Below are 21,854 nucleotides of genomic sequence, written 5' to 3'. Positions count from 1 at the left end.
GCTGTTCGCTGGCACTGGCTGCTGGGCACGATCTTCCTGGTGACGGCGATCCGCTGTGGATCCGCGGCTACCTGTTCGAGAAGCGCTACGGCGCCCTCACGCGGCGCAGCCAGGACCAGGCCGGCGACCTCGCCACGAGCGTCGAGGAGAGCGTGCACGGCATCCGGGTGCTCAAGGCGTTCGGACGGGGCACGCACGCCCTCCGCCGCTTCAGCCGTCAGGCCGAGACGCTGCGCGAGACCGAGATGAGCAAGGCCCGAGCCATCGCCTCGATCTGGTTCTGGCTCGACCTCATGCCGCAGATCGCCTTCGGCCTGAGCCTGATGTCCGGCATCTGGCTCATCTCGCAGGACGCGATCACCTCGGCGGAGCTCTTCGCCTTCTTCGCGATGGCCGTCGTGCTGCGCTGGCCGATCGAGTCGATCGGCTTCCTCTTCTCGTTCATGCTGGACGCGCGCACGGCGACGGACCGCGTGTTCGACATCTTCTCGGAGACGAACACCATCACCGACCCCGCGAACCCCGTGCACATCGAGAACCGCGCGGCGAGCTCGCGTTCGAGAACGCGCACTTCCGCTACCAGGACGCGGCCCCCGACGAGCGGGACCTGCTCGACGGCATCGACCTCGTGCTCCGACCGGGGGAGACCATGGCGCTGGTCGGGCTCACCGGCAGCGGCAAGACCACGTTGACGACCCTGCCGACGCGGCTCTACGACGTGACGGGAGGGCGGGGTCACGCTCGACGGCGTCGACGTGCGCGACCTCACCCTCGCCGAGCTGCGCGAGCACATCGCGATGGCGTTCGAGGACGCGACGCTCTTCTCCGCCTCGGTCCGCGAGAACGTCCCTGCTCGGGGCGCGCCGACCTCGACGTGCACAGCCCCGAAGCCGAGCGGCGTCCTGCGCGAGGCGCTCGACGTCGCGCAGGCCGCCTTCGTCGACACGCTCCCCGAGGGCGTCGAGACGGTCATCGGCGAAGAGGGACTGAGCCTGTCCGGCGGACAGCGCCAGCGGCTCGCCCTCGCCCGAGCGGTGGCCGCCACGCCGCGGGTGCTCGTCCTGGACGACCCGCTGTCGGCGCTGGGACGTCGACACCGAGGCCCTCGTCGAGGAGGCGCTGCGGCACGTGCTCGCCGACACCACGGCGATGATCGTCGCACACCGTCGTCCACCGTGGCCCTCGCCGATCGCGTGGCGCTGCTGGGAGGACGGCCGGATCACCGCGGTCGGCACGCACACCGAGCTGCTGAAGACGAGCCGGCACTACCGGCACGTCATCTCCAGCTTGGAGGCCGAGGAGGCGGCCCGCACCGGCGCCATCCCGATCATCCGCGACGAGCAGTCGGAGATCCACGACACCGTGCAGGACGGCATCCGCCAGGAGGCCGACGATGAGGCGCCGGAAGCGCCTCCCGATTCGCAGGAGAGGAGGTGCAGCGATGAGCTCCCTCACCGGAACCCAGGACGAGGACCGCTCCCGCCTCACCACGGAGGAGAGCAGGGGCGATCCGCCGTCGCTCGCTGCGGCTGCTCGGCTCGCTCGTGCGCCCGCTCAAGCCGCAGATCGTGCTCGCCGCCACGTTGCTCGTCATCTCGACGGCGCTGCAGGTGGCCGGGCCGATCCTCATCAGCATCGGCCTCGACCGCGCGCTGCCGGCGGTGCTCGACGATGCCGACTGGATGCCCACCTTCGTCGTCGGCGGATCTATCTTCTCGCCGGCGCTCTGGCCGCCGTGCTCATTGCCTGGTACGTCATCATCGCGGCCAAGCTGACCCAGGCCGTCCTGCTGGACCTGCGCAAGCGCATCTTCCTGCACACCCAGCGCCTGAGCCTGGAGTCCACGAGTCGTACACGTCCGGGCGGATCATCTCGCGCCAGACGAGCGACCTGGACTCCATCAAGGAACTCCTCGACGGCGGTCTGAACGAGCTCGTCTCCGGCGTGCTCTTCGGTGTCTTCACGTTCATCGCCCTGTGCGTGTGGGACTGGCAGTCCGGCCTGATCCTCGCGATCGGCGGCGTACCGCTGTTCTTCCTCATGCGCTGGTTCTACTCGCGCTCCCAGCTCGTGTACCGCGAGTCCCGGGTGATCAGCGCGAAGGTGATCGTGCAGTTCGTGGAGACCATGACGGGCATCCGCGCGGTCAAGGCCTTCCGAAGGAGCCGCGCAACGACGAGGCCTTCCAGGGCGTGGCCGGCGAGTACCGGGACGTGAACCGCCGCTCGATGCTGCTGTTCGGCACGTTCGAGCCGGGGCTCATGGGCGTCGCGGCGCTCGTCTGGCGTGGTCGTGCTGTGGGGCGGCATCCGGGTCTCGGAGGGGGCCCTGACGGTCGGCGTGCTGCTGTCCGCCGTCCTCTACGTGCGCAACTTCTTCGCTCCGATGCAGGAGATCGCGATGTTCCTCAACTCCTACCAGTCCGCCACCGCGGCGCTGGAGAAGGTGTCGGGCGTCCTGGAGGGGTGCCGACGGTGCCGGACCCCGAGAAGCCGGTGACCTCTGGGAGTCCCGGGGGCACATCCGCTTCGACGAGGTCACGTTCGCGTACAACGAGGACAAGACGATCCTGCCGAACTTCTCGCTCGACATCCCCGCCGGGCAGACGATCGCGCTGGTCGGGACGACGGGGGCGGGCAAGTCCACGCTGGCCAAGCTCATCTCCCGGTTCTACGACCCGTCCGCGGGGACGGTGACCCTCGACGGCGTCGATCTGCGGTCGCTGCACCCGAAGGACCTCCGCCGCGCGATCGTCATGGTCACGCAGAGGCGTACCTGTTCAGCGGGACCGTCGCCGACAACATCGCGCTCTGGCGCCCGGATGCGACTCTGGACGAGATCCGCGAGGCGGCGCGGGGCGGTGGGCGCCGACGCGTTCATCTCGGCGCTGCCGGACGGGTACGACACCGACGTGAACAAGCGCGGTGGTCGTGTCTCGGCAGGGCAGCGACAGCTCATCCGTTCGCCCGCGCCTTCCTCGCCGACCCGGCGGTGCTGATCCTCGACGAGGCGACGGCCTCGTTGGACATCCCGTCCGAGCGGCTGTTCCAGGACGCGCTGCAGACGCTGCTGGCCGACGGACGGCGATCATCATCGCGCACCGGCTGTCGACGGTGGCGATCGCTGACCGTGTGCTCGTGATGGAGCACGGCCGGATCATCGAGGACGACACCCCCGCCGCCCTCATCGGCGGCACCGGAAGTTCGCCCAGCTGCACGCGGCCTGGCAGGAGACGCTCGTCTGACGTCCTGACGCGACAGTGGCCCCGGCATCCGTACGGATGCGGGGCTTCCTCGTCCGGGCGCGGGTGCGCCGGGATCGGTAGCATCGAGGGATGGACCCCTTCCTCCTCGTCGCGGAGTGGTGGTGGCTCGTGCCGACCGCCGCCGCTGGGGTGACCGCGGGCGCGATCGGCGTCCGTCGGCGCAACACCCGCAGCGGCCGCCGGCTGGAGTACGACGCGGCCCGGCACGGAACCTCCGCGAGGCCCAGCAGCGCGCGGTGGTGCGACGGACGGCCCTGAAGGTGGCACGGGCCGACCTCGCCCGGGTCTCCGCCGAGCGGGCCGCGCAGCGGGCGAGCGCGGAGCAGGTGTCCGGCGCCCGACGCATGCTCAAGGAGCGTGAGCGCGACGCCAGGGCCGCGGCGGCCGACGTCCGCGCCGGCGGGTCAGGGTGAACGCCGCTCGCGCCGCGATCCCCGCCGGCTCCGCGCCGCGGCCGCTGGAGCGCTGTATGCGGAGCACGACGCGGGTGACGGCGCGTGGATGCGGTATGAGACAGACCCGCGTTGCAGATCACCTATCCCGAGATGACGGACGTGAAGCGTCCGGAGACGGCCGCCTACCTGCGGGCCGCCGGTGCCGCGGTCGAGGCGCGTCGGCAGACGACGGGCCGGTGACCGCCGCCGAGTACGCGGCGTACCGCGACGCTGTCGCGGAGCTGGAGCGGGCGTTCGAGGCCGCCGAGCACGCGGCGAAGGTCCAGACGGGCGAGGCACCTCCCACCGCGGCCTGGCAGGACGCCGCGCAGGACATGCTGCACCGCTCCGCGGAGGGCCATCGACGCGCGCAGCAGGTGCTGCCGCCTCAGCGCTCGCCGCGTGGAACAGTCGCCGGGGCAAGGGCACGCCTCCGGACGGCACGGTCAGCGCTGAGGAGGATCGAGGTCGAGCCGTCCGGCGGGATCCGAGGGCGACGGAGTCTCGATGGGGGAGGGGATTCGAGACCCCGCCGCCGGTCTCAGGAGGGGACGCGGATCTCGGCGATGACCTCGCCGTAGGCCGTCTCCCCGACGGGGGTGAAGCCGACGCGACGGAAGAAGGCCTCCGGGCCGTCCTCGCCCGCTTCGTAGATCACGTTGACGTGGTCGACGCCGCGGGGTGCGCGCTTCGTCGATGAGGTTCTCGACGGCGAAGCGGCCGATGCCGCGACCCTGGTCGTCCGCGTCGACGTTGAGCGCCACAGCACGGAGCGAAGTGCTCCTCCGGGGCCTCGTCGTCGAAGTTGGCGCTGACGAAGCCCACGACCTCGTTGCGGTCCAGGATCACCCGCTGCCAGGAGGTCTGCGGGTTGATGACGGTGGCCGCGATGCCGTACGAGACGGGCGCGAGGAACTGCTCCTGTCCGGGCTTGAGCGACAGGTTGTTCACGGCGACGATCGTCGCGGCGGAGAGTTCGACCATGCGCAGTTCGGACATGCCCCCAGGCTAGCCCCTCCGCTCACCGCATTCATCACTCGGGCGGACTTTCACGGACCGGTCACGTGCCGGACCCCGTCGCCGGGAGCGCCGCTTCGGGGCGAGGGCCGCTCAGGTATCTTGGTATCGAGACAAATAGCCCTCGTGAACGGAGAACCTCCCGGTGACCGACGACGCCATCATCTACACCTACACCGACGAGGCACCGGCGCTGGCCACCGCCTCGTTCCTGCCGATCATCCAGGCCTACACGGGCCAGGCGGGCATCGAATTCGAGACGCGGGACATCTCTCTGGCCGGCCGCATCCTCGCCGCCTTCCCCCAGAAGCTCACCCCGGAGCAGCAGGTCGGCGACGCGCTGGCCGAACTCGGCGGCCTCGCCACGCTCCCCGAGGCGAACATCATCAAGCTGCCGAACATCTCCGCGTCGATCCCGCAGCTCAAGGCCGCCATCGCGGAACTGCAGCAGCAGGGCTACGACGTCCCCGACTTCCCGGACGAGCCCTCGTCGCTGGAGGAGAAGGACGTCCGCGCCCGCTACGACCGCATCAAGGGCTCCGCAGTGAACCCGGTGCTGCGCGAGGGCAACAGCGACCGCCGCGCGCCGCTCGCGGTGAAGAACTACGCCAAGAAGCACCCGCACCGCAACAAGCCGTTCGCCGAGGGCTCGAAGACCCGCGTCGCGACCCTCGGCCACGACGACTTCAAGCACAACGAGCGCTCGTGGGTCGCCGCTCACGACGACGTCCTCTCCTTCCGCCACACGGCGAAGGACGGCACCGTCACGGTCCTCAAGGAAGGACTCAAGGTCCTCCCGCGCGAGATCATCGACGCGACGTTCCTCTCCGCGAAGGAGCTGGACGCCTTCCTCGCGGACACCCTCGCGGAGGCCAAGGCCGACGACGTACTCTACTCGGTGCACCTCAAGGCGACGATGATGAAGGTCAGCGACCCGATCATCTTCGGCCACGTGGTGAAGGCGTTCTTCAAGGATGTCTTCGACCAGTACGGCACGCAGCTCGCCGAGGCCGGACTGAGCGCGAACGACGGCCTCGGCTCCATCCTCGCGGGCCTGGCGAACGTCACCGGTGGCGAGGAGATCGCTGCGGCGTTCGACAAGGCCATCGCCGAGGGGCCGCGTCTGTCGTACGTGAACTCCGACAAGGGGATCACCAACCTCCACGTGCCGAGCGATGTCATCGTCGACGCGTCCATGCCGGCGCTCGTCCGCAACGGCGGCAAGCTCTGGGGCAAGGACGGCGAGGAGGCCGACACGATCGCGGTCATCCCCGACTCGTCCTACGCGAGCGTCTACCAGGCGGTGATCGACGATGTGATCGCGAACGGCCCGCTCGACCCGGCCACCATCGGCACCGTGCCGAACGTGGGTCTCATGGCGCAGGCGGCCGAGGAATACGGCAGCCACGACAAGACGTTCGAGATCGCGGCGGACGGCATCGTCCAGGTGCTGGACAGCGAAGGCACCGTCCTCATCGAGCACGAGGTCGGCAAGGGCGACATCTGGCGCGCGACGCAGACCAAGCACATCCCGGTCATGGACTGGGTCAAGCTCGCCGTCGGCCGTGCCCGTGCGACCGGCGTGCCCGCGGTGTTCTGGCTCGACGCGAACCGCTCGCACGATGCCCAGATCATCGCGAAGGTGCACCAGGGCCTCGCCACGCTCGACACCAAGGGCCTGACGATCACGATCCTCGCGCCGGAGGAGGCGACGCGGTACACGCTGGCGCGCATGCGTCACGGTCTCGACACCATCTCGGTGACGGGCAACGTGCTGCGCGACTACCTCACCGACCTGTTCCCGATCCTCGAGGTCGGCACGAGCGCCAAGATGCTCTCGATCGTGCCGCTGCTCGCCGGCGGCGGACTGTTCGAGACGGGTGCCGGTGGCTCCGCTCCGAAGCACGTGCAGCAGCTGGTCGAGCAGAACTACCTGCGCTGGGACTCTCTGGGCGAGTTCTTCGCGCTGGCCGCCTCGCTCGAGCACTTCGCCGACCGCACGGGCAACGAGAAGGCCCGCGTGCTCGCCGAGACGCTGGACGCCGCGACCGGTACCTTCCTCGAGGAGGACCGCTCGCCGGGCCGCGCGCTCGGCACGATCGACAACCGCGGCAGCCACTTCTACCTGGGGCTGTACTGGGCGCAGGAGCTGGCGAAGCAGACGAAGGACCCGGAGCTCGCCGCGGCCTTCGCCCCGGTGGCCGAGAAGCTCGCAGCGAACGAGGAGGCCATCGTCTCCGAGCTCAACGCGGTGCAGGGCAAGCCCGTGGAGATCGGCGGGTACTACCGCCCGGACGAGAAGCTCGTAGCGGCGGTCATGCGCCCGTCCACGACGCTCAACGAGATCGTCGACGCCCTGCGCTGAGACGACGGAAGGGGGCGGATGCTGCGGCATCCGCCCCCTTCTCGCTGTCCGCCCTCCGCCAGGCCCGAGCACGACTGCGGAGCGCGACCGCGACACCCTGGGAGAGGGGACGCCTCGGCGGCGTGTCGTTCCGCGTCTCCGAAGCTGTGCTCGGCACGCGAACCGGATCAGTTGTAGACGGAGACCTCGAGGCCGACGGGGGACCAGTCGTAGACGTACTTGGCGAGGTCGATCGGCAGGTTCACGCAGCCGTGGCTCATCCGGTTGCCGAAGTTGTTGTGCCAGTAGGTGCCGTGGAAGCCGATGTTCGGGGCGAACCATGTGATCCAGGGCACGTCCTCGGTGCAGTACGGCGCGCCCTCGTAGCAGCCCATGTCCTGCATCGACGTGTGCGCGAAGACCTTGAAGTTGCCGGTCGGCGTCGGCGTACCGGGCAGGCCCGTCGAGACCGCCCAGGACTGCACGACCTTGTCGTTCTCGAAGAGGTAGGCGCGCTGCGTGCTGAGGTTGATCTCCGCACGGCGGAACAGGTTCGTGGTCTCGAACGGCGTCTCGGTCACGGAGAGCGCGAAGGTGCCGTCGCCCGCGGCGAGCTGCGTCGCGAAGTCGTCGGCGATGCCGTCGGTGTCTCCCAGGGCGCGTCCGGTGGCGCCCTCCTTCTCGGCGCGCAGCACATTCCCCGCGGAGTCGACGATGTTGGTCGCGTTCACGGGCGCGCGGTCCACGGCGGCGGGCAGCGTGTCGACGGTGGTCTGGATCGCCGCCGGATCCGCCTCGATGCGGAGCTGGCCGTCTTCGTCGACCACGGTCAGCCAGGACGCGGCGACCGCGGGGGAGACCGGGACGGTGCGCTCCTTGCCGACGTAGAAGCCGATGGTGGACAGCATGGTGTTGAGGGTGGTGGCGGTCGCCGTCGCGTCGTCGTCGGACACGGCGGGCAGGGCTTCGACAGGGTCGCCCGGGTACTCGAAGGTCGTGCGTCCGTCGCCGACAGCCTCGACGAAAGCAGCGTTCAGATCGGCCACGTCGACACCGGTGCCGGGAACGGACGGAGTGACGGTGTAGGTGCCCTTCGCGGCGTCGAAGACCACGGCGGCGTCGACCGGGTCGACGAAGCTCCCGGGGACGGCCGCCCGGAGCGCGGCGGATGCGGTCTCCTGGTCGAGGACGATGTCCGCGGGCACGGGGTCGCCCATCCAGGCGCCGAGATTCCACATCGGATGCGCCGAGAACGCGGCATCGGCGAGGGCCGTGGCGTCGGCGGTCGCCCCCAGGTCGGCGCCGGTGAGCACGGCGTCGTCGCCGTCGCCCGTGAGGGTGACCTCGGTCTGGGCGAGGTGCGAGCTGATCGTCTCGGCGGCGGCACCGGGAGTCATCCAGCCCACCGGGATGCCCGCGACGGTGGTGCCGGGGGCGATGAGGATCATCGAGGCGGCGCCGGCGCCGAGCGCGACCACGCCGAGGCCGAGACCGATCCACAGGCCGAGGCGGCGTTTCTTCGGGGCCGGCTCGACGGGAGCCCAGGCCAGGGGCTGCTCGCCGGTCTGCGGCGGGGCCGTGTCGGTCGCCGCCTCCGGCGTCAGGACACTCGTCGGTGTCGCATCGTCGGGCTGTGCCCCCGTCGCAGTGCCCGGCGTGGAAATCAGATCGGTCACGAACTACACCCCCCGCAGTCTCGACGTGTCCTGTCGTCCATGGTACGGGATGGCTGGTAACGGGGAGGCAACGGTCCTGATAAGGTGCCTCCCCGTTCGCCAGGGGTGTCGGGGGTCAGTCGATGACGGCGAGCCCGTCGATCTCGACGAGCATCTCCTCGCGGGGAAGACCGGTGAAGACGGTGGTGCGCGAGGGCAGCACGCCGCTGGTCGTGTGGGCCTCGACGAACGCGCCGTAGGCCTCGTTCATGATCGGGAAGTCCTCGCGCGTGGTGAGGTACACGCGCAGCATCACGACATCGTCGAACGTGGCGCCGGAGGCCTCCACGATGGCCTTGACGTTCTCGAGCGTGCGGGTGGTCTGCGCCGCGACGTCGCCCGGGTACAGGTACTCGTTGGTCTGCGGGTCGACGGGGCCCTGGCCGGAGACCTGGACGATCGGGCCCTTGCGGACGCCCTGGGAGAACGTGTGCGCGGGAGCGGGGGCGGCGTCGGTGGAAACTCGTGTCTTCGCGGTCATGCCGCCAGCCTAGTAGCCTTGTTAGATGCCTCTACAAATTCCGGATCCCGTCCTCGGCGCCTGGGCGAAGGGGTTCCCGGCGCACGCCGCGGGCCTGCGTCTGTCGGAGGTGGCTGGTGCGGGGCTGCGCCTCTCGGACCTCGGCACGCCGGTGCTCACGGTGCATGCCGACGCGATCGCGCACAACGAGGACACGGTGTTCGGCTGGGCCGCGCGCGAGGGCGTCCGCCTCGCCCCGCACGGCAAGACCACCATGGCGCCCGCGCTGTGGCAGCGCTTGCTGGACGCCGGGGCCTGGGGGATCTCCGTGGCGACGCCGTGGCAGGCCCGCGTCGCCGTCGACGCCGGTGTCCCGACGGTGCTCATCGCCAACGGGGGTGACCGACGGCGCTGCGGCCCGTGAGCTCGGGGCGCTGCTCGCGGCCGACGAAGGCCTGCGGATCCTGTGCGGGGCGGACTCCCTCGCCGGCGTGGCGATCCTCGCCGACGCCCTCGCGGACGCCCCGCGTCCGCTGGACGTGCTCGTGGAGCTCGGCGGTGCGCAGGGGCGCACGGTGTGCGCGGACCGTGGCGGAGGGCGAGCGCATCGCCGCGGCGATCATGGCCGCCCCCGGTCTCCGCCTCGCCGGAGTGACGGGCTACGAAGGCCCCTTCGGCCCCGATCGCTCCGCGGCGTCAGTCGCCGCGGTGGACGGCTTCCTGGCCACCCTCGTCGAGCTGCATCGCCGACTGGAGTACCCCGACGGCGTCCGCCCCGTGCTCAGCGCGGGCGGCAGCTCCTTCCCCGATCGCGCCGCCGCGGTCCTCGGCGCCGCGGGAGCGGACGCCGAGGTCGTGCTGCGCTCCGGTGCCTTCCAGATCCACGACGACGGCTTCTACTCCCGCATGTCGCCGTTCGGTCCGCTCACGGACACCGCCCCGCTGCGCTCCGCGATGCACGCGTGGTCGCGGGTGGTCTCGCAGCCCGAACCCGGCCTCGCCCTGCTCGACGCCGGGCGGCGGGACGTGCCGTTCGACATCGACCTCCCGGCGCCGCAGTCGGTCGCCGGCACCGTGACGGCCCTGAACGACCAGCACGCCTTCCTCCGACCCGCCGACGGGGCGACCGTCGCGGTCGGCGAGGTCGTGCGCCTCGGCCTCTCGCACCCGTGCACCGCGTTCGACAAATGGCGCGTCGTCGCCGTGATCGACGACCCCGACGCCGCGGACCCGCGGGTGATCGGGGCGGTGGCGACATGCTTCTGAGCGCGGAGAAGGCGGCGGCGGGCCTCGTGCGCGTCTACCGGCGGGCGACCGTCGTCGACGGCACCGGCGCCCCGCGCTTCGTCGCGGACGTCGCGGTGGAGGGGGCCAGGGTCGTCGCCGTCATCCGCGACGGCGACGGGACGACGCTGGAGCTGCCGGACGACGCGGTCGAGGTCGACGCGTCCGGCCTCGTCCTGGCGCCTGGTTTCATCGACATGCACGCGCACAGCGACCTCGCGGTGCTCCAGGGCGCCGCGCACGACGCCAAGATCCGTCAGGGGGTCACGACAGAGGTGCTCGGCCAGGACGGCCTGGGCTACGCGCCGCTGGACGAGGCGACCGCCGCCGTCGTCCCCGCCCAGATCGCGGGCTGGAACGGGCGGCCGGCGGAGGTCCCGTGGCGGTCGATGGACGATTTCCTGGAGGCGATCGACGTCGCCGCGGTGGCCAACGCCGCGGTGCTGGTGCCGCAGGGCAACCTCCGGATGATGGTGGTCGGGCACGATGACCGTCGGGCGACTCCCGCCGAGATCGTGGCGATGGCCGACCTCCTCGGCCAGGCCCTGGATGCCGGGGCCTTCGGCATGTCGAGCGGCCTGACCTACACCCCGGGGATGTACGCCGACGTCGCCGAGCTGGAGGCGCTCTGCCGAGTGGTCGCGGAGCGCGGCGGCTACTGGGCGCCGCACACCCGCAGCTACGGACGGGCGGCGCTGGATGCGTATCGCGAGGCGATCGAGATCGGCCGCCGTACCGGGTGTCCCGTCCATCTCACACACGCGACCATGAACTTCGCGCCGAACCGCGGGCGTGCCGCGGAGCTGCTGGCGCTCGTCGACGAGGCGACGGCCGACGGCGTCGACGTGACGCTGGACACCTACCCGTACCTCCCGGGGGCGACCACTCTCGCGGCGCTCCTGCCGAGCAGGCTGGCGGCGACCGGCGACCTGCTGGGCGTCCTGGCCGGCCTGGATGCGGAGGGGCGCGAGGCCGTCCGCGTCGAGCTGGAGGAGATCGGCTGCGACGGGTTCCACGGCGAGGTGGCGGACTGGTCGGTGATCCAGATCTCGGGGACGGGCACCCCCGCTCTGGCCGGCCTCGTCGGCCGCACGATCGCCGCCATCGCGGCGGAGACCGGGCAGCGCGCCGTGGACGTCGTGATCGACACGATCCTCGCCGATGCGGGCGCCACCGGCGTGCTCATGCACATCGGCGACGAGGACAACGTCCGCGCCATCATGCGGCACCCGCGGCACTCCGGAGGCAGCGACGGCATCCTCATCGGTGCCCGGCCGCACCCGCGCGGCCGCGGCACATTCCCTCGCTACCTCGGTCACTACGTCAGGGACCTGGGGGTGCTGAGCCTCGAGGAGGCCGTCCACCATCTCTCCGGCAACCCGGCCGCCCGCCTGGGCCTCGACCGCGGTGACGCGCCGCGCGGTGTGCTCCGCGAGGGCGCCACCGCCGACCTGGTGCTGTTCGACCCGGAGACGATCGCGGCCGGAGCCACGTTCGACGACCCGCACGGTGCGCCGCAGGGTGTGCGCGAGGTTCTCGTCGGCGGCGTGCCGGTCGTCATCGACGGCGACCCCACCGGTGCGGTCGCCGGCCGCGCGTTGCGGATGCCCCCCTCGGCGGCGCGCGCGACGGTGCCGCACGTCGTCGCAGAGATCGACTCCCTGGCTCCGGGCCTCCGATGGACCCCGTCGACCCCGATCGAGGCGGCACCGGAGCTGGCCGCGGCCGTCGCACGACTCGGCGGCGGGGGAGCGGACGACACGCTGCCCGCCATCCGCCTCGTGATCGATCCGGAGCTGGGCGCCGCGGCATCCGCGGCAGGGCGCCATGGCCCCGAGGCCTTCCGCGTGACCGCGACGGCCTCGGGGATCGAGATCGCGGGGGCGACGCCGGAGGGGGTCTTCCGCGGCGCGACCACGCTCCGTCAGCTCCGCGACCCGGACCACGACCCCGCTCTCCCCGCGACGATCCCGGCAGGGCGCTGGGAGGGCTCTCCCGCCTACGCCTGGCGTGGAGCGATGCTCGACGTGGCGCGCCACTTCCGCCCCCGTGGAGGACGTACGTCGTCTCATCGACCTGCTCGCCGATCACCACCTCAGCATCCTGCACCTGCACCTGACGGACGATCAGGGCTGGCGCTTCGAGGTGCCGCGGTATCCGCGCCTGACCGAGGTCGGTGCGCGGCGCGAGGCCACGCAACGCGGCCACGGCCCTGAGGCCACGGTCGAGCCCGGCGTGCACGAGGGCTTCTACACGACCGCCGAGCTGCGCGACCTCGTGCGGTATGCGGCCGACCGCTTCGTCACTCTCGTGCCCGAGGTGGAGCTGCCGGGACACATCCAGGCCGCGCTCGCCGCGTACCCGGAGCTGGGCAACCTCGACGTCGGGACGCCGCCCACCGGGCCGTGGGAGCGTTTCGGCGTGAACGCGCGCACCCTCGCGCCGACCGAGGAGGCGCTGGCCTTCGGCCGTGCCGCCATCGATGCGCTGTGCGACGTGTTCCCGTCCGCATGGATCGGGATCGGCGGCGACGAGGTGCCGGTGACCGAGTGGGCGGAGAGCGCGGCCGCCGCCGCGCGGATGCGGGAGCTCGGGCTGGCCACCGCGCACGACGTCCAGCCCTGGTTCACGGCGCACTTCGTCGCGCACGTCCGCCGCAGGGGACGGACGGCACTCGCCTGGGACGAGGTGCTGGAGGGCGAGGTCCCGGAGGGCGTGCGCATCCTCGCCTGGCGCGGGCCGGTCGCCATGCGCGAGGCGCTGCGGCGGGGGATCCCCGTTGTCGGGTGCCCGGATCTCGAGGTGTACCTCGACTACCCGCAGTCCGAATCGGCCGAGGAGCCCATCCGCGTCGGGCCCCCGCTGACCATCGAGCGCGCGTACTCGTTCGAGGTCGTCGACGGCGCGGTCGGCGGGCAGGCGAACATCTGGACGGAGCACCTGCCGAGCAGGGACCGGGTCGACTTCGCGATGTTCCCGCGCCTCGCCGCGATCGCGGAGCGGTTGTGGGACGGGGGAGAGCCGCGCCCTTCGCGGACTTCGCCCGGCGGCTGCCCACGCATCTGCGGCGCCTCGCCGCGGTGGGCGTGCGGTATCGTCCGCTGGACGGGCCGTTCGCCCGAGCAGCGGCGACCGGGGGTTCCCGGCAAACCCATGACCGTCGAGACCCGGGAGGGGATCGTCGCCGGGCTCGTCGAGCGGCTGCTCCGGATGGCGGCGGACGACGAACCGCCGCGGTCGGCATGATGTCACGTTTCGGTAACCCTGCCCGCGGAATCGCGCGGAACAGTTGCACAAATCCTGTTCGTAAGGTCTACTAACAAACATGTCCGTTTCGGATGATCAGCGCCCCGCGGCGACGACAGACTTCGTCGCCGCGAACGCGCACGCCTTCGGCCCCGCGCGGCATCTCCGCTCGCGCACCAAGGTGCTCCCCGAGCACGCCCGCGGACACAACCGCGCGCTCGTGCTGCAGACGCTGTATCACTCGGGGGCGATGAGTCGCGCTGACCTCTCCCGCGAGACCGGCCTCACACGCGTCACGATCTCGGATCTGGTCGCGGAGTTCATCGCCGACGGCATCGTCGTCGAGATCGGCGTGCGCGAGGCCGTCGGCCCCGGCAAGCCGCCCATCCTCATCGACATCGATCGGGTGGGGCATCAGATCATCGGGCTCGACCTCTCCGGTCCGACCGCCTTCGAGGGCGCCGTCCTCAGCCTGGACGGCGACGTGCTGGAGCGGCGGCAGGTGCCGCGTCCGGAGACGCCGGACGGCGATGCCGCGTATGAGGCTCTCCGCGGCCTCGCGCAGACCCTCGTCGAGATCGCCACGCAGCCGGTGCTCGGCGTCGGCATCGGCACCCCGGGTGTCGTGCGCCCAGACGGCCTCGTCCTCAGCTCGCCCAACCTCGGCTGGACGGACTTCCCGCTGGAGGCGAAGCTCAGCGCCGACCTCGACCTGCCGGTGCTCGCACGGAACGACGCCAATGCCGCGGTCCTCGCCGAGTACACGTTCGGCGAGGCGGAGGCCGACTTCATGCTGATCAAGATCGGTCGAGGCGTGGGTGCTGGGCTGATCACCGGGAGCCAGCCGCTCCTCGGCAGCCGTTTCGCCGCCGGGGAGATCGGTCACGTCGTCGTCGGCACGGACGGCGGCCCTCGCTGCGCCTGCGGCAAGATCGGCTGCCTGGAGGCATGGCTGAGCGTGAGTCGCATGCAGGAGGCGCTCGACGCCGACCCGGCCGCCCGCGAGGAGATCCTCCGCGACTCCGGGACCCGCATGGCGATCGCGATCGCCCCGATCGTCGCCGCCCTGGACCTGTCCGAGGTCGTGCTCTCCGGGCCCGCCGAGCTGCTGGACGGCACGCTCATCGACGCGGCCGTCGAGACGCTGCACGCGCGGACGCTCGAGGGCGTCTTCGAGGACGTCATGGTGCGGCTCACCCGTCAGGACGACATCGTGCTCCGCGGTGCCGCCGTCATGGTCCTCTCCGGGCAGCTGGGGGTGTCGTGACATCCGCGACCATGATCGGGAACGGCATCCGATGATCGTCCCCGCCTCCGCCGACCGCGCCGGTCGGCCCCTTCGCGTGGGTCTGGACGTCGGCGGCACGAAGATCGACGCCGTCGCCGTCGATCCGGCAGGGACGATCCTCGCCCGCCTCCGCCGCCCGACCGGGTGGGGAGAGGACGCCGTCGTCGACAGCATCGTGTCGACCGTCGCCGCCCTTGCCGAGGAGAGCGGACTGCCGCTGTCCGCGGTCGGATCCGCCGGCATCGGCATCCCCGGCCTCGTGGATGCGGAGACCGGCCGCGTGCTGCACGCCGTGAATCTCGGGGTGGAGTCGCTCGACCTCGCGGCGCGCGCCGAGCACGCACTCGGCGTTCCGTTCCGGGTGGAGAACGACGTGAAGGCCGCCGCGCTCGGCGCCGCGGTCCTGAGCGACGTCGCCGGCTCCATGGCCTATCTGAACCTCGGCACCGGCGTCGCCGCCGGCATCGTGGTGGACGGCCGCATCTGGCGCGGCGCCCGCGGGACCGCCGGCGAGGTCGGACACCTCTCCGTCGATCCCCGCGGCCGGCTGTGCGGGTGCGGGCAGCGCGGCTGCGTGGAGACCTTCTGCGGCGGTGGGGCGCTGGCCAAGGCGTGGGGACGTCCCGGTGCGCTGCCCGTCAAGGACATCGTCGAGGCGGCCGACGCGGGCGATCCGCACGCCCAGGCCCTGCAGGCGGACCTCTTCTTCGGGGCCGCGGCGGCCGTACGCGTGCTCGTGCTGTCGGCCGACGTCGAGACCGTGGTCATCGGCGGGGGACTCACCGCTCTCGGCGGCCGGCTGGCGGCGGGGGGTCCGTGCCGCGCTGCACGCCGGTGCCGAGGCGTCCACCGTTCCTGAAGTCCCTGCGGCTGGATGAGAGAATCGAACTGCTCCCCGCGGGTTCCCCCGCCGCCGCTTTCGGCGCCGCTCTGGTGGGCGCATCCATTTCTGAGAAGGAGATCGTTCCGCATGGCTGAGGTCGTCATCGTCGAGAATGCCGAGGCCGCCGGCGCCCTGGTCGCCACCGAGATCGTCGAGCTCATCGACAGCCGTCGGGACGCCGTCCTGGGGCTCGCGACCGGATCGACGCCGCTGCCGGTCTATCAGGCTCTCCGCAGCCGCCTCGCGGGACGCGACGTGTCGCAGGTGCGCGGCTTCGCGCTCGACGAGTACGTCGGCATCGACCCGTCCCACCCGGAGAGCTACCGCTCCGTGATCACCCGTGAGGTGGTGGAGCCGCTCGGCCTCGACCCGGAGCGCATCCACGTGCCGAACGGCGCGCAGGCCACCATCCAGCACGCCGGTGAGGACTACGACGCGGCCATCGCGGCGGCCGGCGGCGTCGACCTGCAGATCCTCGGCATCGGCACGGACGGCCACATCGGGTTCAACGAGCCCGGGTCCTCTTTCGCGTCCCGGACGCGGGTGAAGACCCTCACCGAGCAGACGCGTGAGGACAACGCCCGTTTCTTCGACTCTATCGGCGACGTGCCGATGCATTGCATCACGCAGGGCCTCGGCACCATCCTCGAGGCCCGCCACCTCGTGCTGCTGGCATTCGGCGCCGGCAAGGCGGAGGCGGTGGCCGGCGCGGTCGAGGGGCCGCTCACGGCGCTGCTGCCCGGATCGGCCATCCAGTTGCACCCGCACGCCACTGTCGTCGTCGACGAAGCCGCCGCGTCGAAGCTGCAGCTCGCGGACTACTACCGCTACACGTTCGCGAACAAGCCTCCTGGCAGGGCATCTGACCCGGACGGGCTAGCGCGCTGCGGCGGGCCAGGCGAGCGGCAGCAGGTGCTCGACGCTCAGCGGGGCCAGCGGAAGCGTCGCGACGTCCGCCGGGGTGATCCAGCGCAGTTCGGCGAGCTCGGCCTGCACCCGGACCCCGTCGGGATCGATCGAGGCCGAGAACGCGTCGGCCACGACGCGGTGCCCCGGCTCGTTGGCGGCCGCCGACACGAAGCGCCCCAGCGGCCGGAGGTCGGTCTCCGCGAGCTCGAGACCGAGCTCCTCGTGCAGCTCCCGGATGAGGGTCTCGGCGGGGGACTCGCCCGCTTCCGGCTTCCCTCCCGGCTGCATGAAGCGCGTCGTGCCGTGCTTGCGGACGACCAGGACGCGGCCCCTCCGCATCGACGATCACGGCCGCGCTCACGTGGATGTCAGGCATCGGGGGAGAAGACCTTTCCGGGGTTGAGGATGCCGAGCGGATCGAACACGGCCGCGATGTCGCGCTGAAGGCGCCACTGGTCCTCGCCGAGTTCGTCGGCCAGCCATCGTCTCTTGAGGACGCCGATGCCGTGCTCGCCGGTGAGGGTTCCGCCCAGCCGGATCGCGGCGCGGAAGAGCTCATCGGCCGCCTCCCACACCCGGGCCGGGGTCTCCGGGCCCTCGAAGATGAAGTTCGGATGCAGATTGCCGTCGCCCCGCGTGTGCGACCGTCGGGATCACCATGTCGAACTCCCGCTCGATCCGTGCGATCTCGTCGAACATCGCCGGCATGGCGCTCCGCGGCACGGAGGACGTCCTCGATGAGGGTGGTCCCGAGCGACGCCATCGCGGCGTGCATGGATCGCCGGACCGCGAGCAGCCGATCGCCCTCGACGGGGTCGTGCGAGACCACGGGGACGCCCTCGTGGGCGCTCAGGATCGCGGCGATGGCCTCCGCCTCCGCGCGGGCGGCGGGGCCGTCGGTCTGGATCGTCAGCTGCGCGGCCCCCGGCGTCGGTGCCGGGAGCCCGAGGAGGGCATGGACGGCGGTGAGACTGGCGGCATCCATGAGCTCCATGATCGCCGGCTGGATTCCCGCAGCGGTCACGGCGGCAGAACCCGCGGCCGCGGCTCGCACGCCGGGGAAGGTCGCGGTCACCGTGCAGGTCTCGCCCGGCACCAGTCTGCGCAGCTTGAGCGTCGCCCCGACGACGACGCCGAGCGTTCCCTCCGATCCCACCACGAGAGCGGTGAGGTCGAGCCCGGTCACGCCCTTCACGCTGCGGTGGCCGAGGTGCAGCAGGCGACCGTCCGCGAGGGACGAGGTCGACGCCGAGGACCGCATCCCGCACGACACCGTACTTCGCGCAGAGGAGTCCGCCGGCTCCGGTCGCGATGTTGCCACCCACCGTCGAGATGTCGCGGCTGGCGGGGTCAGGGGCCCACCAGAGGCCGTGCGCGGCCAGGTGCGCGTTGAGGTCGGCGTTGAGGATCCCGGGTTCGACCACGGCGAGGAGGTCGTCCGGTCGCACCTCGAGGACGGCGTCCATCCGGCGGAGGGAGAGGACGATCTCGCCGTCGCCCGCATTCGCGGCGCCGGCGAGCCCCGTCCCGGCGCCGCGCACGACGACGGGAGTGCGCGTGGCGGTGGCGATCCGCATCGTCTGCTGCACGTCGTCCACGCTCTCGGCATGGACGACGGCCAGCGGGAGGCCCACCGCGGCATGACCGGAACGGTCGGACCTGGCGTCCTGCCTCGTCTGCTCGCTGACGTCCACGCGCGCCCCGAGGGCGTCGCGGAGCAGCGAGACGACGCTCACGACCGTGCGCTCATGCCAGGGCGCGGCGTCCGCTGAGGACGCCCGCGACGACGGCGACCAGGGCGAAGGCGGTGCCGATCAGGGCCTGGCCCATGGACCACCAGGCGATGGTCACGCCCACGTAGATGAACAGTTCGACGACCGCCCGGAGGAAGGGATGCACGCGAAGAACCGGCCGCGGCGAGAGGAAGAGCGCCCACAGCAGCAGGGTGACCACGGGGGCGCCGACGCCGATGACGATGCTCCACGGCAGGTCCCAGCTGGCGAACCCCCACAGGGCGAGCGAGGCGATCGCCACGATGAGGACGACGACGCGCACGATGTCGAGGGCCGTGATGGCCGGACGGTCGACGCCGGCGACGGGGGCGGAATCCGGGGTCATGCGTCCCAGTCTATTCCGCGACCGGAGCGTCCTCGGTCGGAGCCGGGGCCTCCGTGGCCGGGGCCTCCTCAGCCGGTGCGGCCGGTGCAGCGTCGGCGGCCGGCGCAGCTTCGGGGGCCGGCGCAGCTTCGGCGGCCGGCGCGGGCTCCGCCGGCGCGGGCTCCACGGGTGCGGGAGCTGCCTCGACCTCGTCGGCGGGTGTCGCGGTGTCCTCAGAGGCGGCGGGCGCCGGGGCCTCGACCGGAGCGGTCACCGGCTCGGCCTCGTCGATGACGACCGCCGTCTGCTCGACAGGCGCAGCCGCCGCAGCGCGCTGATCGGCCGCCGCGTCCTCGGGCTGCAAGGCGTAGAGCGTGGTGACGGCCGACGGGGCGTCCGCGCCGGAGGGGAGGACGTAGCGGAAGGTCACGGGCACGAGACTGGCTTGCCAGAACTGTTCCCACGACGGGCGGAGCTCGATGGTGCCCGTGCCGTCGTCGCCGAGGACGACCCTGCCTCCCTCCTCGCCGCCGAGGAGGGCCTGCACGATGGTGCCCGGCGCACCCGCGACCGGCACGACGTAGTGCCAGTTGAACTTGTCATCAAGCCAGAAAGCAGCGGTGCTCCATGTGGGCGGGTCAGTCGGGATTGTGGGCTCGCTGGGCTCGCTGGGCTCCCCGGGAGGCTTCGGCGAAGTGTCGGGGTTCTCGGGGACGACAGGCGGCTGCGTGGCCTCGGGAAGCGCCGCGGGGACATCCGGGACGGCGGGTGCCGTGTCGGGCCCGGCCTCTGAGGAGACGGCGGCGCCGTCTCCTCCTCGGCAGGAGGTGCAGGCGTCTCGTCGTTCTCCGGCGTCTCGATCACCACGGGCTCGTCGAGGTTCAGCGAGGAGTCCGGGGCGATGTCGGTCGCGATCGACGACGGGTCGGTGTCCGAGCGCGTGGGCAGGGAGGTCGCCGGGTTCGCGCCCGCGAGTCCGGGGACGATGGCCGCTGCGGCGACCACTCCGGCCACCACGAGGGCTGCCGACCCGGCGCCGACGACGGCGCCCATGCCCGTGAAGACGCCGCCCGTGCTCGCGCCCGAGCCGGCGCCGCCGGCCGAGCCCGCTCCTGAGCCGGCTGCGCCCGCGCCGGAGGTGGCCGCCGCGGCCTGGCCGATGCCGCCGTCACCGACGAACACCGCGCCCGGGATGGTGGGACGACATCCCCGCCACGGCCAGGACCGGGCGCACCGCCCTGCAGGGCGGCGAGGTACCCGGAGGCACCGGTGGCGCCGAGGACGAGCGGGGAGCAGGACGAGTGCGAGGCGCTTGGACACATCCTTCGCCTCGGCCGCGACGATCATGCAGCGGGGCGCACTCGTCGAGGTGCAGCTCCAGTCGTCGGTGGTCGCGGGTGGCGAGGTTGCCGCGCGAGTAGGCGCCGAGGTGCTCGATCGTCCACTGGCACTCGGAGCCGGGACTGGCGCTGCGCAGGTGCGCCTGGATCCACGCCTCGCGCAGCCCCTCGCGGGCACGGAAGGCGAGCTGCGACACCGCACCGGCCTTCATCCCGAGGAGCGGAGCCACCTCCTGCGGCTTCATCTGCTCGATCTCGGTGTACCAGAGCACTTCTTGCCACCGCGACGGGAGGCTGCGGAAGGCCTGCGCGGTGAGGCTGCGGTCGAGGGCCTCGTTCGTGGCGTGCTCGGTGCTGTCCGGATCGGCCACCGTGTCGAGCTCGTCGATCGCGGTCTCGCGACGTGCTCGTCCCCACGCCGCGGCGGTGTTGCGGATGCTGGTGAAGAGGTAGGCGCGGAACGAGCCGTTGGGACCGCCGCCCTTGAGGATCGCCTGGTAGATGCGGGTGTAGGACTCCTGCACCAGGTCGTCCGGGTCGATCGAGGAGGTCACCGAGCGTGCGACCGCCATTCCGGACGGGTAGTGCCGCCTCCAGAGTTCCCCGAACGCCCCCTAGTCGCCGGAGCGGACGCGGAGGATCAGGTCGGCATCGCCGATGGTGTCGTCTGGTGTGGTGTTCTCTCGGTGCACGGTCATCCATCTGGTCCCGGGGCACACAACCGTCCCCAGGAGGAGAGACGCGGGAAGGCGTCTTTCATTACGCGGTCAGACCATTCTCTCGCGAAATGGGTGCCGTGGCCACCCCCGGGACGGACTCCGAGCAGATGCTCGGGGACGCTTCCGCGGCCCCGGCGATGACGCCCGGCGAGAACTTTCTGAACTTTTTTCCGAGAACCGCGTAATGAACCGAGCCGGCCCTCGTCTCATCCCGTAGAGACAGCCGAAATGGACTCCACCGGGGGGCGGAGTTCCGGCGGCTGGTGCGGGGGGGTACTGCACCAGTGGGCGGGTCGGGATCCTCGGGGGAGGAGCTCCCGGCCCCGCCCGCTCGAACGGAGGGAAAGGGCCGCCGATCTGGGGAGAACGGCGGCCCTCCACTCTCACCTTGCGAGACGCACGTCACTGATCTGGGAGTCCGGTGACATCGTCTCGTCCGATCGACCGGAGACCGCAGCGCTGCGCGTCGCGCGGAGCGCTGTCTTCCTAGGCGGGCAGCGCCGGTCCCGTCCAGACCCGCGCGACGCGCAGCCCCGCGTCCAGCAGCACGGCATCGCCGAGCAGGCCGGGACGCAGCGCGCCGAGGTTGCGCCTCGCGTCCGATCGCGCGGGCCGGGGTCTCCGTGAGCGCCCGCACGACCTCCGCAAGAGCGACGCCCGCTGCAGGCCCGCTGCAGCGCGACGTCCTGGGTCAAGGTGGAGCCGGCGATCGAGCCGGTGTCGTCGGCGCGGGCCACGCCGTTCTCGACGGTCACCTTCACCGCACCCAGGTCGTATCTGCCGTCGGCGCTTCCTGCGGCCGCCATGGCGTCGGTGATGAGCGCCACGCGGTGCGGGGCCGCGTCGAACACGA

At 71.8% G+C, this 21,854-nt stretch carries 21 protein-coding genes and 5 pseudogenes; 17 read left to right on the top strand and 9 right to left on the bottom strand.

What is annotated here, in order from left to right; genetic code table 11:
• Positions 1 to 8: 8 nt before the first annotated feature.
• The 9 genes and pseudogenes from AB1285_RS21475 to AB1285_RS21435 all read left to right on the top strand — a co-directional run.
• A pseudogene (locus AB1285_RS21475) lies at positions 9 to 353 on the top strand (ABC transporter transmembrane domain-containing protein); the annotation flags it as partial.
• Positions 354 to 755: 402 nt separating this feature from the next.
• Complete coding sequence (locus AB1285_RS21470; protein ID WP_429977858.1) at positions 756 to 1,397, top strand: ATP-binding cassette domain-containing protein; 642 nt, start codon at positions 756 to 758, stop codon at positions 1,395 to 1,397.
• 147 nt (positions 1,398 to 1,544) lie between these two features.
• Positions 1,545 to 1,775 carry a hypothetical protein gene (locus AB1285_RS21465; protein WP_429977857.1) on the top strand — a complete coding sequence of 77 codons (231 nt, stop codon included), beginning with the start codon at positions 1,545 to 1,547 and terminating at the stop codon, positions 1,773 to 1,775.
• A complete protein-coding gene (locus AB1285_RS21460; protein ID WP_429977856.1) occupies positions 1,672 to 2,217 on the top strand; it encodes an ABC transporter transmembrane domain-containing protein in 546 nt (181 codons plus the stop codon). The genes AB1285_RS21465 and AB1285_RS21460 overlap by 104 nt, the downstream gene beginning before the upstream one ends.
• A gap of 69 nt (positions 2,218 to 2,286) precedes the next feature.
• Complete coding sequence (locus tag AB1285_RS21455) at positions 2,287 to 2,499, top strand: hypothetical protein (protein ID WP_429977855.1); 213 nt, start codon at positions 2,287 to 2,289, stop codon at positions 2,497 to 2,499.
• Positions 2,500 to 2,521: 22 nt separating this feature from the next.
• The gene (locus tag AB1285_RS21450) at positions 2,522 to 2,998 is read left to right on the top strand and encodes an ATP-binding cassette domain-containing protein (protein WP_429977861.1); all 477 of its coding nucleotides are present in this window, start codon (positions 2,522 to 2,524) and stop codon (positions 2,996 to 2,998) included.
• Positions 2,992 to 3,141 (top strand): hypothetical protein, encoded by a 150-nt coding sequence (locus AB1285_RS21445; protein ID WP_429977854.1) that lies wholly within the window; start codon positions 2,992 to 2,994, stop codon positions 3,139 to 3,141. The genes AB1285_RS21450 and AB1285_RS21445 overlap by 7 nt, the downstream gene beginning before the upstream one ends.
• Before the next feature lie 193 nt (positions 3,142 to 3,334).
• Positions 3,335 to 3,523: a hypothetical protein gene (locus tag AB1285_RS21440; RefSeq protein ID WP_429977853.1), complete on the top strand. Its 189-nt coding sequence runs from the start codon at positions 3,335 to 3,337 to the stop codon at positions 3,521 to 3,523.
• A 2-nt stretch (positions 3,524 to 3,525) separates the two neighbouring features.
• Complete coding sequence (locus tag AB1285_RS21435) at positions 3,526 to 3,678, top strand: hypothetical protein (protein WP_429977852.1); 153 nt, start codon at positions 3,526 to 3,528, stop codon at positions 3,676 to 3,678.
• Between the two features lie 562 nt (positions 3,679 to 4,240).
• Here AB1285_RS21435 and AB1285_RS21430 read toward each other — a convergent pair.
• Positions 4,241 to 4,698 (bottom strand): annotated as a pseudogene (locus tag AB1285_RS21430) (GNAT family N-acetyltransferase).
• Positions 4,699 to 4,861: 163 nt separating this feature from the next.
• On the opposite strand from AB1285_RS21430, the gene AB1285_RS21425 reads away from it, so the two are divergent.
• Positions 4,862 to 7,081: an NADP-dependent isocitrate dehydrogenase gene (locus AB1285_RS21425; RefSeq protein WP_292796969.1), complete on the top strand. Its 2,220-nt coding sequence runs from the start codon at positions 4,862 to 4,864 to the stop codon at positions 7,079 to 7,081.
• Positions 7,082 to 7,248: 167 nt separating this feature from the next.
• On the opposite strand, the gene AB1285_RS21420 is transcribed toward AB1285_RS21425, so the two are convergent.
• Positions 7,249 to 8,736, bottom strand: a complete 1,488-nt coding sequence (locus AB1285_RS21420; protein ID WP_232089191.1) for a L,D-transpeptidase family protein — start codon at positions 8,734 to 8,736, stop codon at positions 7,249 to 7,251.
• Between the two features lie 115 nt (positions 8,737 to 8,851).
• Positions 8,852 to 9,256, bottom strand: coding sequence for a RidA family protein (locus AB1285_RS21415; RefSeq protein ID WP_187663468.1), 405 nt, complete (start codon positions 9,254 to 9,256; stop codon positions 8,852 to 8,854).
• A gap of 25 nt (positions 9,257 to 9,281) precedes the next feature.
• Between AB1285_RS21415 and AB1285_RS21410 the strand changes: the two genes are divergently transcribed.
• The 7 genes and pseudogenes from AB1285_RS21410 (at position 9,282) to nagB (ending at position 16,802) form a co-directional block, all read left to right on the top strand.
• Positions 9,282 to 9,659 carry a hypothetical protein gene (locus tag AB1285_RS21410; protein ID WP_429977851.1) on the top strand — a complete coding sequence of 126 codons (378 nt, stop codon included), beginning with the start codon at positions 9,282 to 9,284 and terminating at the stop codon, positions 9,657 to 9,659.
• Positions 9,660 to 9,793: 134 nt separating this feature from the next.
• The gene (locus AB1285_RS21405; RefSeq protein ID WP_429977850.1) at positions 9,794 to 10,501 is read left to right on the top strand and encodes a hypothetical protein; all 708 of its coding nucleotides are present in this window, start codon (positions 9,794 to 9,796) and stop codon (positions 10,499 to 10,501) included.
• Positions 10,492 to 12,735 carry an amidohydrolase family protein gene (locus AB1285_RS21400; RefSeq protein ID WP_429977849.1) on the top strand — a complete coding sequence of 748 codons (2,244 nt, stop codon included), beginning with the start codon at positions 10,492 to 10,494 and terminating at the stop codon, positions 12,733 to 12,735. Before AB1285_RS21405 ends, AB1285_RS21400 begins: the two co-directional genes overlap by 10 nt.
• On the top strand, positions 12,620 to 13,765 hold the full coding sequence (locus AB1285_RS21395; protein ID WP_429977860.1) for a beta-N-acetylhexosaminidase: 1,146 nt from the start codon (positions 12,620 to 12,622) through the stop codon (positions 13,763 to 13,765). Before AB1285_RS21400 ends, AB1285_RS21395 begins: the two co-directional genes overlap by 116 nt.
• Positions 13,766 to 13,844: 79 nt before the next feature.
• On the top strand, positions 13,845 to 15,032 hold the full coding sequence (locus tag AB1285_RS21390) for an ROK family transcriptional regulator (protein ID WP_259951940.1): 1,188 nt from the start codon (positions 13,845 to 13,847) through the stop codon (positions 15,030 to 15,032).
• A gap of 31 nt (positions 15,033 to 15,063) precedes the next feature.
• On the top strand, positions 15,064 to 15,912 hold the full coding sequence (locus tag AB1285_RS21385) for an ROK family protein (protein WP_429977848.1): 849 nt from the start codon (positions 15,064 to 15,066) through the stop codon (positions 15,910 to 15,912).
• 111 nt (positions 15,913 to 16,023) lie between these two features.
• A pseudogene (nagB, locus tag AB1285_RS21380) lies at positions 16,024 to 16,802 on the top strand (glucosamine-6-phosphate deaminase).
• Positions 16,803 to 16,812: 10 nt separating this feature from the next.
• Here nagB and AB1285_RS21375 read toward each other — a convergent pair.
• From AB1285_RS21375 to AB1285_RS21350, 6 genes and pseudogenes are all read right to left on the bottom strand, one after another.
• A complete protein-coding gene (locus AB1285_RS21375; RefSeq protein ID WP_429977847.1) occupies positions 16,813 to 17,184 on the bottom strand; it encodes an NUDIX hydrolase in 372 nt (123 codons plus the stop codon).
• 29 nt (positions 17,185 to 17,213) lie between these two features.
• A pseudogene (locus AB1285_RS21370) lies at positions 17,214 to 18,581 on the bottom strand (FAD-binding oxidoreductase).
• Positions 18,582 to 18,591: 10 nt separating this feature from the next.
• Positions 18,592 to 18,963, bottom strand: a complete 372-nt coding sequence (locus AB1285_RS21365; protein ID WP_187663476.1) for a YrdB family protein — start codon at positions 18,961 to 18,963, stop codon at positions 18,592 to 18,594.
• 10 nt (positions 18,964 to 18,973) lie between these two features.
• Positions 18,974 to 19,519: a hypothetical protein gene (locus AB1285_RS21360; RefSeq protein WP_429977846.1), complete on the bottom strand. Its 546-nt coding sequence runs from the start codon at positions 19,517 to 19,519 to the stop codon at positions 18,974 to 18,976.
• Between the two features lie 591 nt (positions 19,520 to 20,110).
• Positions 20,111 to 20,380, bottom strand: coding sequence for a zf-HC2 domain-containing protein (locus AB1285_RS21355; RefSeq protein WP_429977859.1), 270 nt, complete (start codon positions 20,378 to 20,380; stop codon positions 20,111 to 20,113).
• Positions 20,381 to 20,446: 66 nt separating this feature from the next.
• Positions 20,447 to 20,881: pseudogene (locus AB1285_RS21350) on the bottom strand (RNA polymerase sigma factor); the annotation flags it as partial.
• Between the last annotated feature and the right edge of the window lie 973 nt (positions 20,882 to 21,854).

The sequence above is a fragment of the Microbacterium sp. NRRL B-14842 genome (assembly GCF_050470785.1).
This window is presented reverse-complemented; position numbering and strand designations above follow the sequence as displayed.